Origin of the sequence: Gramella jeungdoensis (genome assembly GCF_023805255.1) — a bacterium.
Taxonomy (GTDB): Bacteria; Bacteroidota; Bacteroidia; order Flavobacteriales; family Flavobacteriaceae; genus Christiangramia; species Christiangramia jeungdoensis.
In genome coordinates this window covers 22,820-35,664 of record NZ_JAMSCK010000004.1, presented here as the reverse complement: position 1 = coordinate 35,664, position 12,845 = coordinate 22,820, and the positions used below count along the sequence as shown (strand labels likewise).

General features: G+C 37.2%; 8 protein-coding genes. 3 read left to right on the top strand and 5 right to left on the bottom strand.

Annotation, left to right across the window (positions count from 1 at the left end):
* Positions 1 to 16 precede the first annotated feature (16 nt).
* From NE848_RS11070 to NE848_RS11060, 3 genes are all read left to right on the top strand, one after another.
* Entirely contained in the window at positions 17 to 2,506 is a 2,490-nt protein-coding gene (locus NE848_RS11070; RefSeq protein ID WP_252113518.1) for a PIG-L family deacetylase, read from the top strand.
* Between the two features lie 108 nt (positions 2,507 to 2,614).
* Positions 2,615 to 4,318 carry a sodium:solute symporter family protein gene (locus tag NE848_RS11065; RefSeq protein WP_252113515.1) on the top strand — a complete coding sequence of 568 codons (1,704 nt, stop codon included), beginning with the start codon at positions 2,615 to 2,617 and terminating at the stop codon, positions 4,316 to 4,318.
* A complete protein-coding gene (locus tag NE848_RS11060; protein ID WP_252113513.1) occupies positions 4,315 to 5,283 on the top strand; it encodes a Gfo/Idh/MocA family protein in 969 nt (322 codons plus the stop codon). The genes NE848_RS11065 and NE848_RS11060 overlap by 4 nt, the downstream gene beginning before the upstream one ends.
* Positions 5,284 to 5,378: 95 nt before the next feature.
* On the opposite strand, the gene NE848_RS11055 is transcribed toward NE848_RS11060, so the two are convergent.
* The 5 genes from NE848_RS11055 to NE848_RS11035 are packed head-to-tail and all read right to left on the bottom strand — an operon-like array spanning position 5,379 to position 12,674.
* A complete protein-coding gene (locus NE848_RS11055) occupies positions 5,379 to 6,224 on the bottom strand; it encodes a DUF2911 domain-containing protein (RefSeq protein WP_252113511.1) in 846 nt (281 codons plus the stop codon).
* Between the two features lie 33 nt (positions 6,225 to 6,257).
* Complete coding sequence (locus NE848_RS11050; protein ID WP_252113509.1) at positions 6,258 to 7,955, bottom strand: hypothetical protein; 1,698 nt, start codon at positions 7,953 to 7,955, stop codon at positions 6,258 to 6,260.
* On the bottom strand, positions 7,948 to 9,168 hold the full coding sequence (locus NE848_RS11045; RefSeq protein WP_252113507.1) for a DUF4249 domain-containing protein: 1,221 nt from the start codon (positions 9,166 to 9,168) through the stop codon (positions 7,948 to 7,950). Before NE848_RS11045 ends, NE848_RS11050 begins: the two co-directional genes overlap by 8 nt.
* 18 nt (positions 9,169 to 9,186) lie before the next feature.
* Positions 9,187 to 11,958: a TonB-dependent receptor gene (locus NE848_RS11040; RefSeq protein ID WP_252113505.1), complete on the bottom strand. Its 2,772-nt coding sequence runs from the start codon at positions 11,956 to 11,958 to the stop codon at positions 9,187 to 9,189.
* Entirely contained in the window at positions 11,958 to 12,674 is a 717-nt protein-coding gene (locus NE848_RS11035) for a hypothetical protein (RefSeq protein WP_252113503.1), read from the bottom strand. Before NE848_RS11035 ends, NE848_RS11040 begins: the two co-directional genes overlap by 1 nt.
* Positions 12,675 to 12,845: the final 171 nt, after the last annotated feature.

Sequence of the window (12,845 nt, the reverse complement as noted above, 5' to 3'; positions counted from 1 at the left end):
TAAAATACCTTAGTTCATGCGAAAATTAATTTTTGCTTTATTTCTCCTTAGTTTTTCGATAAATAATGCCCAGGCTCCCGAAAAATGGAGTTCTTCTGAAATTTATCACCATATTAAAAAACTGAATTTTTTAGGATCGGTCCTTTATATAGCCGCCCATCCGGATGACGAAAATACCAGGCTTATCTCTTACTTTTCTAATGAAAAGAATGCGAGAACCGCCTATCTTTCTTTAACTCGTGGTGATGGTGGTCAAAACCTTATCGGTCCCGAACTCAGGGAACAACTGGGTGTTATCAGAACACAGGAACTACTGGCGGCAAGACGTATTGATGGTGGGCAGCAGTTCTTTACCAGAGCAAACGATTTTGGTTATTCCAAAAACCCTTCTGAAACACTGGAAATATGGAATAAAGAAGAGGTTTTAGGCGATGTGGTTTGGATATTAAGAAAATTCAGACCAGATGTTGTGATAAACCGTTTTGATCATCGCACTCCGGGCAGTACACATGGGCATCATACTTCCTCAGCTATTTTGAGTGTGGAAGCTTTTGACCTTGCAGGAGATAAAAATGCCTATCAGGATCAATTGGAATATGTTGACCCATATCAGCCTGAACGTTTATTTTTCAATACGTCTCCCTGGTTCTATGGTGGGGAGGAAGCCTTTAGAGAAGCAGATAAATCGAACTTCGTAAGCTTTGATACAGGAGTGTATTTTCCTCTAAAAGGACTCTCAAACCCCGAGATCGCTTCGTTAAGCCGAAGTCAACACCGTTCACAGGGATTTGGTAGTACGGGGAGCCGAGGTAAGCAAATGGAATACCTGGAATTCCTGAAAGGAGAACCAACTGCAGACAGTTTGGATATTTTTGATGGAATAGATACTACCTGGAGTCGTATTGAAGACGGGGAAGAAATAGGGGAAATTCTTTATAAAGTAGAAGAAAACTTTGACTTTGAAGATCCTTCTAAGAGCCTGCCAGGTCTTTTAAAAGCTTATGAGCTTATCCAGAAACTGGAAGATGAGCACTGGAAAGAGATAAAAACCGATGAAATAAAAGAAATCATCTATGCCGCCTCAGGTATGTACCTGGAAGGGATCGCAGCAAAGCCCTCTACTACTCCATCAGAAGAATTACAGGTGCATCTGGAGGCTATAAATCGCAGTGATGCTGAGATTTCACTTTCATCTGTTGAACTGACTCCGAATAACTCCAAGATAAGTCCTCAGGTCGACCTTAAGAATAACGAAGGCTGGGATGGCAATATGAACTTTAAGATTCCTGCTGATGCAAGTTACACCACTCCTTACTGGCTGGAAGAAAAAGGAAGTATGGGAATGTATACTGTAAAAGATCAGAAGCTTAGGGGGATACCAGAAACACCACTGAGTACAATGGCGACTTTCAATGTTTTAATCAATGGAACTAAACTTTCTTTTCAAAGACCCATTGTGTATAAGTTCAATGATGAAGTCTACGGAGAAACCTATAAAAATTTTGAGATTATCCCTCCGGTGGATATCAAATTTCAGGATGAAGTACTGATATTCAACAACACTGAACCTAAAGAAATTACGATTCAGGTCACAACCAATCGACCAAACATTCAAGGGAAACTAAACCTGGAAGCAGGAAAAGGCTGGAAAATTGAACCTCTGGAAACCGATTTCTCTATCACACAGTCTGGAGGTACTCAAAACCTTCTCTTCAAAATAACTCCACCAGAAGGACAGAATGAGACTAAACTTCTGCCTACTGCGACCATTGATGGAAAGACCTATAACAAGGAGCTGATTGAAATTGATTACGAGCATTTCCCCGACCAGAATCTTGTGCTACCTGCAAGTTTGAAACTTGTAAAACTGAATATCAGTAAAAAAGGACAGAATATCGCATACATCGAGGGCGCTGGCGATGTGGTTCCGGAGAGCCTTGAGCAGATTGGATATGATGTGGTTAAAATATCTCCTTCTTCAATTTCAGAGTCATATTTGAAAAAATTCGATGCGGTTGTACTTGGTATAAGAGCCTATAATACAGTTGAAGAACTTAAGTATAAGCAAAAGGCTCTATTTGATTACGTGAAACAAGGTGGTACGATGATCGTACAATATAATACCAGCAGAGGATTGCTGATTGACAATCTTTCCCCATATAAGCTTAGACTGTCCCGGGACAGAGTGACCGATGAAAATGCAGAGGTCACCTTTCTAACTCCCGAACATCCCGTACTTAACAGTCCTAATAAATTAACAAAAGCCGATTTTGATGGCTGGGTACAGGAAAGAGGTTTGTATTTTCCTGGAAGCTGGGATGAAAATTTTACCCCTCTCCTGAGTATGCATGATGCTAATGAGACTCCAAAATCAGGAAGTCTGCTCGTTGCTAAATATGGAAAAGGATATTATATATATACCGGAATAAGCTTCTTTAGACAGTTTCCCGAAGCTGTTCCCGGTGCATTCCGGCTATTTGCTAATTTAATCTCTATAGGTAAATAATGGAAAACTCCGAAAACTACCACTGGAAGAAAAGTTATACCCTGGTCCTTATCGCAAACGCAGTTTATATCCTGGCGTTTTATTTAATAATGAATTATTTCGCCTGATATGCAACTTATAGACTGGATAGTACTTACGGGAACAATCATTTTCATAGTCTGGTATGGAGTTTATAAATCCAGGGGAAGCAAGAATGTTGAAGATTATATAGGCGGTGGAAGAAATGCCAAATGGTGGACTATTGGACTCTCGGTAATGGCCACACAGGCAAGTGCCATTACATTTCTTTCGACACCAGGCCAGGCCTTCCATGATGGGATGGGATTTGTACAGTTTTATTTTGGTCTTCCTATTGCAATGGTCATCATCTGTATGGTTTTCATCCCCATTTATCACCGGTTGAATGTTTATACCGCCTATGAGTACCTGGAATCCCGATTTGATAGAAAAACCAGGACTCTTACTGCCATTCTATTTCTTATTCAGCGAGGACTGGCAGCCGGGATAACCATTTTTGCCCCGGCTATAGTACTTTCTGCCGTGCTGGGATGGAATCTAACCACTCTCACGGTTATAATTGGAGTACTCGTAATTATTTATACCGTATCTGGAGGTACCAAAGCAGTAAGCGTAACGCATAAGCAACAAATGGCTGTAATTTTTACAGGTATGGTGGTTGCTTTCTTTATTATTCTAAGCTATCTGCCAGAATCTGTAAATTTTACTAAGGCCCTGGATATAGCAGGCACGGGAGGTAAGATGAATATCCTGGATTACAGCTTCGATCTTGAGAACAGATATACCCTATGGAGCGGACTTATAGGGGGAAGTTTTCTTGCCCTCTCCTACTTCGGGACTGATCAGAGCCAGGTACAACGTTATCTTTCCGGCGGATCGGTAAGAGAAAGCCAGATGGGGATGATCTTTAACGGATTACTTAAAGTACCGCTTCAATTCTTTATTCTGCTTGTTGGTGTAATGGTATTTGTTTTCTATCAGTTCAATACGGCACCGTTAAATTTCAATCCGGCAGCGACAGAAACCGTCCTTAACTCAAACTACGGAAAGCAGTATGAAGATCTCATGCTTGAAAATGAACAAATTCAGGAGAAAAAGCAGAACATAAGCCTTCAATACGCTCAGAATAAAGACAAAATGAACGCTGATGAGATAGCCAAATTTGAGCAAAACTACTCGCAGTTAGATAAAGAACAAAAGGAATTACGTGAAGAAGCGCGACTCTTTATTGATGCAGCCGATGCAGAGGCTGAAAGCAATGATAAGGACTACGTTTTTATTCATTTTATTTTAAATAATCTACCGCGAGGCTTTATTGGGCTTTTACTTGCTGTTATACTTTCAGCGGCCATGTCTTCAACTGCGTCAGAACTCAATGCCCTCGCCTCTACCACCGTTATAGATCTGTATAAAAGACATCACAAGGAAGATAAGTCAGAAGAACATTATCTGGCTGCTTCAAAATGGTTTACCCTCATGTGGGGTGTGATCGCTATTGCTTTTGCCAGCCTTGCCGATCTTTTTGATAATCTTATTCAACTGGTAAATATTATCGGAAGCCTTTTCTACGGGAATGTACTGGGCATTTTCCTGCTTGCATTCTTCTTTAAAATTGTTAAAAGCAATGCCGTATTTATTGCCGCTATCATTACCCAGGCTATCGTGCTGATAGTTTTTGAACTGCAAATAATGCCTTACTTATGGCTTAATGTGCTGGGTTGTGCGCTGGTAATTTTAATCGCTTTTATAATTCAGATGATGAATGGCAAAACCTCTGAAATAGAAACTTCATGAAAAAGGAAATAAACTGGGGAATAATAGGATTAGGGAAGATCGCGAACAAATTCGCTACGGCCCTTACACATGTTGAAAATGCCCGGTTATATGCTGTTGCCAGCAGAAACAGAGATAAAGCAGTGGACATTTCTGAAGAACATAATGCTAAAGTAGCTTATGGTGTATATGAACAATTGATGAAAGATGAGAATGTAGATGTGATATATATTGCAACCCCACATTCTTTTCATCATAAGCTTAGTCTGGAATGTATAAAACATGGAAAGGCGGTTCTATGCGAAAAACCTTTTGCTATGAACCGCAAGGAAGCTGAAGAAATGATTGCACTGGCAAGATCAAAAGATATCTTTCTCATGGAAGCTCTCTGGACCATGTTTCTTCCCCATTACCAGTTTTTACTGGATACAATAAAATCTGGAGCCTATGGAAAGATAAGGTCCTTAAAAGCAGATTTTGGATTCGAAGCGGAATTCGATCGCGACAAACGCCTGTTCAATAAATCCCTGGGAGGTGGCAGCTTGCTGGATATAGGCATTTATCCCATATTTCTCGCTTACAGCCTACTGGGAAAACCCGAAAAAATTGAGGCTATTGCCAAATTTGCTGAAACCGGAGTGGATATGGAATGCGAGATGAAATTCATGTATGACGATGCACAGGCTAGCTTACACTCTTCCTTTAAAGAAAAAACTCCAACTATAGCTGAAATTACGCTGGAAAAAGCGGTTATAAAACTTCATTCGAGATTTCACGAGCCTACATCAATAAGTATTATTTCTGAAGGAAATGAAACAACCAAAGATTTCAATGTGGAAACCAATGGGTATAATTTTGAGGCCGCTCACGTTACTCAAATGCTTTTGGAAGGAAAATCAGAAAGCAGTAAATGGAGCCATGACGAGACCCTTGATCTTATGGAGCTGCTTGACAATGTAAGAAGGGAGATTGGCCTTAAATATTAAAAGGTTTTCCGAACCCTATCATCAGTCAAACTTCATTTGAAAGTTTAGGATGACTCGAAGCCCAGAAAACCTTTTAATTATTTAAAAAAAGAATTTTAGTTATTTCCTTCCCACTCGGCAATCGACTCTTTGTTCATTTTTACGTAGTCGGCATTGTTAGCTTTCTGGGCTGAAGCAAGCGATCTTTTTGCAGTCGCAATGGCTTCCTGCTTTTTCCCCATATCTGCTTCGATCAGGGATTTCTCTCTTAAAATCCAGAATGCCTGGTCTCCGGCCTTTTCAACCGCAGTAGTGATCCATTTGTAAGCTTGTTCTAGGTCCTTTCCTTCAGCATGATAATAGGAAGCGGCAGCATAATAGTCGTTCGCCGTAGGACCGTTCATTACTCTCTCGATACTGGCCATTGCCTTAGAATCTGTAGGAACACTAAATGGTAGATTCGCTACGGTGTCATCCCAGATAAATTCTATTACCGCCGAGTCATTAGTAATATCATTAATAAAGATTGTAAAGGTTTCCACTTCAAAAGGCAGTTCTTCCACTTCGGCCGAAGCCTTCAAAGCAACTTTGCTATCATCCCATTCCTGTGGCAATCCCGGATTATCGGTCGAGGAATAAAACATCACTTCCCAGGAATCTTCATTTGGAATAGTATAAATAGCATACGAGCCTTTTTTAAGCTCTTTTCCATTAATAGTCACATCATCACTAAATGTGATCTTGGTGTTCATATTGGCCCCGGTTCTCCATATCTTTCCGAAAGGAACTAGATCACCGAATATCTCACGGCCTTTTACACCGGGCCTGGAGTATTCAATCGTAACATCAGTTAAACCTACCTTCTGTTCGATCTTTCCAAAAGGACTTGGTGCTGGAGCCTGAATTTGTGCTTGCGAAACTGTAATGGCTCCGATTAAGAATAAAAATAGTAGTTTTTTCATTTTTAAGGTTTTTGTCCGACTAAAGATACAAAATTAATTAACCTGGAATATTTGCTGAATGCTAATGGCTTGACCGGTTTCGGAGAATCCCTGAATGAAAAATTCAAAAAATCCATCGACATCTGAAGTGAAGAATTCTAATGTCTGGCCTTCAGAAATATTGAAATCTGGTTTCCATAACAGTTGAGTTCTAAAATCAGGAAGATTTACCCTCGACTTATCAGGATATCGTTGTTTATAATAATTTTTTCGAACATTTCCAGAAGTGATCTCAATTTCCTTTAAAGAACTATCGTGATGATTTTTAGCAAAATGAGCATCAAAAGTTTCAATTAAAATAACTGAACTGAAGAAAGCTGAACCTAAATAATAGCTATTTCTTATAATACTAATCTTATCAATTCGTCTTGAATCATAATATTCAACAAAATTCTTTTTGTCTTTAAGAATAATGCCATCTACAAGTATAAGGGGATCAGATTTATAAGTTGTTGCAGGAGGAAGCTTTAAAACTCTAAATTCATAACTGTCATCTCTCTTCCGAATTTGCACCTCAGCTACAACCTCAATAAAAGTTTCTTGTATGGTTTTAAAACGCCTGTAATCATCAAGATCGTATTCGAGTCTATCTACTCCTTCAAAAATATTGCTATGATTCTTAACCATAACAGTATCGGGCTTAAGGCTGAAATAGGCGTTTTCGATCTGATTATAAATACTATGATCCAGTATGATTTTTTCGGCTGTTTTATCTATACCATAATCCTGAAAAGTTAATCCTGTCGTATCTGGCAATTGCTGCTCTTCAATTTCAATTTCAAATGATTCATTGTCATAATCAAGAACCTGAAGAGTCGCTTTTTTAGCCTCAAAATTTTCATCAACACTGAAGTAAAAATTTCCATCTACGTCAGGATGAATTATACGAAGGAAGTAATCTTTACCTGGAATACTTAAAGCTAGTTTTAAGGTATTCAATGATAAATCAAGCCGAGTTGAAATTTTACCCGTTATGAGTTTCCCCCTAGCTTCAGGTAACTTAAAATTTTCTTCAGAAGAAATATTCGCAGAATTACCAAAATCAATATCCTGAACAGTTTTATGCTTTGGGTGAGGCAAAGAATCTATTTTTCTTACGGAGACAGAATAATTTCCCTTCGGCACAGATCCAAAATCAATGGAAACAGATTCCCTGTTTTTATAAAGCTTTTTAAGTTTCAGGTTTTGAGAAACGTTATTTCTAAAAGCTGAAACCGGCATATAAGAAATAGAATCTTTTCTAATTTTAGCCTGATCGGAAGTATAAGGATTAATAATAAAAAGATCCTGCTCAAAATATTTGTTACGATGATTATTTTTCATCCAGTCTGTATAGGCAACTATTTTATAGTTCCCGGAAGCAAAATCTACCGGAATAAAATAGTCTCCATAACCCTCACCGTTTTTAATATCAAGAGTTTCCTGAAAAACGACTTCATTCTGATCATTAAGAATATTGAGATAGGCTATTTTGCTAATATCTGAAAGCCTTTTTGTGCTGTGATTCAGTAAATATATTTTGAAGTACAAATACTGGCCTGAAAAAGCTAAAGTATTATTTAGATGTACATAAATTCTTTCTTCAGGAAGCTTTTCAATAGTTCCTATAGAAGATTTACTTTGGGCAGACGGGCCAGATAAAACCAATACAGTTAATAAGCTGGCAAATAATGTTTTTATATAATTATTCATCTTCGATCCAAAATTCTGGTTGAACTGTAGTACCAATAGTTCGACAATCTACGCAGGATATGTTGGCCAGTATATAAGGACCTAATGGTGTATCTGGTCCTATATCAATCATATCAGCATATTCGGAGTTTCTATCACCCACAAACTGGTATTCTCCCGATTGAATATAACCCACCAATGGGTCCGGGCTATCTGCACGCATGGGAACACCCGGCCAAACTAAAGAGCAGTATTCATTTGGTTCAGGAAAATCTGTAACATTGAAATATTCCATAGGATCTACAAATATCCTTTTTTCATCGCTGCTCGCTACTTCAAAATAACCTAAAGCCAGATTATCACCATTTACCGCTTCGATATTTCCTTTAAGAAACCCGGGTTGATTCTGGCTAAATACATTTTGAGAGCCTGATAGTTCCTCCAGCGTTTCATAAAAATTATAAGCATCAGGAGAAATTAAATACTGCTTAATTAGCAGACTATAACGATGCCTTATTCTCATATCAGATACTGGCAGAAACCTGATTACATTTTCAAGCTCACCCTGGTTATCTCTAAATCTTGAGGATTGTAAAATCGCCGCAACAGATTCAATTGTATTATAACATACTTTTCTCTCTTCAGGAGCATCAACAATCGTTACGTTCTGAACATCCTCATCTACTATCAATTTATATCCGGAAGTATATGGCGCAACGATTTTATAAGTTTCAGAATATTCATATCTGTAAAACTGGACGTCATTCTCTGAATTACTAGTTACTGATATGGCTATTCCTGCAGCCCCCTCATCATTCGTAAGTCGCGAGGTTTCTATATCCCCAATTTCTGCCATACCATAGATCTGCTCATTATCAGAGAGGTATGTAACTCCATCATGAATAACCTCCAGTTGATAGGTTTGCCCCTCTTCGGCTCTGAACGGGTTAAAAGACCTATAAACACCTTCTCCAGTATGAAAAAAATCATATCGATCACCATTCCCGGCCATTATACTCACATCAGCATTATTAATATTATTTATTCCTGATGATTCCAGGTCACTGGCACTAGAAACCTTAACCTCATGATTCTTAAACTCATCACTTATAAAGCCTTCAATCACTATAACAAATTCGGTACCTTCGTTTTTTAATTCATAAGGCTCTACACAGCCAAGTAGTAGTGTTAAAATCGCAAGTCCGAAAAATCTCCTAAAGTTTATTTTTTTCAAAATTCCCATTTTACACAATTAAAACTGAAAATTAAAACTGATCGTAGGTACCGGAATGGAGAAAATTGACGCCTGTTTCGCTTCTACCTCTCCATCTTTGGTAACAAAGAACACCGAATAAGGATTATTCCTGCCTAAAACATTGTAAACTGAAAAATTCCAGAAAGTATGTCCCAATTTTTCAAGTTTATGGTTTCCTTCCAGATTAAAGCTTAAATCCAGCCTGTAATAGTCAGGTATTCTAAACTGATTTCTTTGGCTATAAAGAACATATTCAGAACCTCCATAATTATATTTACCAGTAGGATAAGTTATGGGTCTCCCGGTTTGATACACAAAATTTGCTGAAAAGCTAAAACGCTGAGTAAGCTTATAATTTGTGACCAGACTCAGATCATGAGGTTTATCAAAATTAGAAGCAAAAAATTCTCCGTTATTTACTATTTCTTCGGCAAATTCCCCGGCTAGCTTTAGAAATGATCTGGAATAAGAATAACTGAACCAACCATTGAAATCTCCGGTTTTCTTCTTCAGTAATAATTCTACACCATAGGATTTCCCTTCTCCCTGGATAACCTCGGTCTCTACAAATTCATTCAGAAATAAATTTGCACCCGTTTTAAAATCCAGCAAATTATCGGAAGTTTTATAATAGCCTTCTATACTGGTTTCAATCTCATTTGTACTCCAGTTTTTAAATAAGCCCAGGCTATACTGGTTCGCTTTCTGTGGTTTTATATGATAACCCGATAACCTATAGGTATCGGTTGGGGAGACCGTAACGTTATTAGAGAGAGTGTGAATATACTGGTAAGTATTATTGTAACTTGCCTTTAAAGAAAGATCTGATAGAATATAATATCTAGCCGATAATCTAAATTCGGGACCACCATAGGTAACTATCGGTTCGTTAGGTTCATATTCTTCATATCCTGTAACCGAATTGTCGTTCTTTGGAGAGTTAGAATCATATAACCTCACCTGGTCTTCTCCCAAAGAGGTAAACGATGAAAATCGTATGCCGGCACTTAGCAAAAGCTCATCATTTACTTTAAAATTATCAGCGAACCATGCTGCCGCCTCGAGACCTTGTTCGCGACTCAGAGAGATATCACTGATGGATGATTCCGAATTTAATGGTTTGATAAATCCGGGGTCTACATTATAAAGTTTTCCAGATACTCCATAATCAAACTGGTGCTTACTGCTTAGAATATGCTTCATATCGAATTTTACTTCTGTTTCATTGATATGATAACCAGATTCAAAACTATCCTGTAGATTATTATCGTAATCGATATTAAACTTATAATCGCTATTTGTAAGAATTAAAACGCCTCTATTTCTATCATTAAAACGATGAGTATAATGAAGTGTGAGCAAACGATTCTGATAATTATATATAGAATCTGAAGTTATACTAAACCTGTCATCGCTTACATAAGCTGTAGTAGATAGCTTATTATTTTTATCAAATTCGTGATTATATTTTAAGATTCCGTCATAAAATGAAGCAGTACTATTTTTAAGTTGTGGCTCATCTAGACTTTTTAGTATCCAATCGGAATAGGTACTTCTTCCTCCAAGCATCAATCCCGATTTTTCCTTTACAACTGGAAGCTGTATTGCCAGGCTACTGGTAACCGGACCAATTGATGCTTCCCCTTGAAATTCCCGAGTATCACTGTCTTTAGTTGCGATATCAAATACTGAGGACAACCTGCCTCCATATCTGGCAGGAATATTCCCTTTATAAATGGTGGCTGAACCTGTAGTAAATGGATTTATAGCTGAAAACAACCCAAAGAAATGCGCGGGATTATACATAACGGCTTCATCTAAAAGAATAAGATTTTGATCTGCCTTTCCCCCTCTAACGTTGAAACCTGCTGAACCTTCTCCTGTAGTACTAATTCCGGGAAGCGTCGTTGCTACTTTCATGATATCTCTCTCCCCCAGAACTAATGGAATATTTTTAATATTTTCTATATCTATTTCTTCTTCTCCGGTATTAGCATTATCAATATTTTTTGTAGCATTGGAAGAAATCTGAACCTCACCTAAACTTTCAAGACTCTCTGCCAGGTTAAAGTTTAAAGACCCATCACTGTATATTATAACTCTTTTAGTGATATTCTCATTTGTTATAGACCGGGTACTAATCAAATTCTCTCCTGCACGAAGTTTTATTTCGTAATAACCGTCAAGATTTGTTGAAACACCATTACCACTATTTTCAGAAATTATGGCCAGATTAGAAATTGGTTCAGCTGTTTTCTTATCAAGAGCATAACCGGAAAGCTGAAAGACTTTTCTGGAATTGTTAACTTTCTCCTTTCCTATGCGTACAGTTTCAATTTCACGGTTAGGGTTATTATCAGTATTATAAAATACAGGAGCATCATTTGATTCTCCCTCTTCAAAGTCTGACTGAACTGTTCGTTCTGCCTGTTTCCCAAAATAGCCTTCAGGCAAACGATCGTAAATCATACTATTTCTTGTAAGAATAACCTGCTCCTCATCAAGAATGTAAAAGTTTATAACGGTGTCTGAAAGCAGGTCTGCAAGGATATCTTGAACAGGTTTATCTGTATAGGTTTTTGAAATTTGTTTGTCTGGAATCCATTCTTCAGCATAAAATAATTTTAATCCTGATTTCTTTTCAACAGATTGTAAAGCAGAAATCAGAGAACTATTATTAAAGGAAATGGATACTGTATTTTCAGATTTCTGAGCGAATAGCCATTGCACGCAGAAATAAAAGATTACAAGGGAGATTGATTTCCGCATTACCGACTTTTAATATTTTGATTGATGATTCCTTTTAAAAGATTTTCCATAAAGGCATCCATATCCCTTTTAGATAAAGATTTTTGTTCCTTATAAAACTGTTTGATTTCACTCTTTTTATCAGGGAAAATATCAATTACATCTCTTCTGGAGTTTGCCTGGAAAGGTTTTTCATTATAAATCAATACATACTGCGGATCAGTGAATTTATACTCGTAATAGAAAAAACTCTTGTCATGTTTCTCATTAGAGTCTTTTCGGTATTTCTTGTAAAGAGAATAGTCCTTAGAACTAAATAGTTTTTGATAAAACCCCTTTACTTCTTCAGAATAATCAAGTCTTATAAATTGGATATCTCTAATGATGAAACTGTCGATCTTTTCTGTTATTAACTGAAAAAAAGCACTGGTGCTGTCGTAGGCGATTTTGATAAACAACCGGTCGTCCACAAGATTAAACTTCAGTTTTACATCAAAAAAATAATGGCCAGAATATGATACTTCACCATTAGAGTATTCATTTCCAGGAAACAAAAATTTATTATTGTCATTTATTGTTTTAACAGGGTCCTGATATTGAAAACCGTTAAATAAAACGGTATTTTCCAATCCTACTCTACTGTCAAAAACCTCATAAACCTTTTCGGCGGTCTGGCTATTTCCTATACTAAAGATAAAAAGAGAACAGCACAGCAAAATAGCTTGCTTACGAAACATTAAATTATTGGTGATTAATTGAAGTATTTATAAAATTTGAATATTTATGAAGATCAATTCAATGTAACAGTAGCGAATCTATATCTATTTTATCTATTTTAAAAAAATCTTCACAATTTCTTTTTCAATTGAACTCTTAAAAAGACTAATAATCTGGAAACAAATAATTTA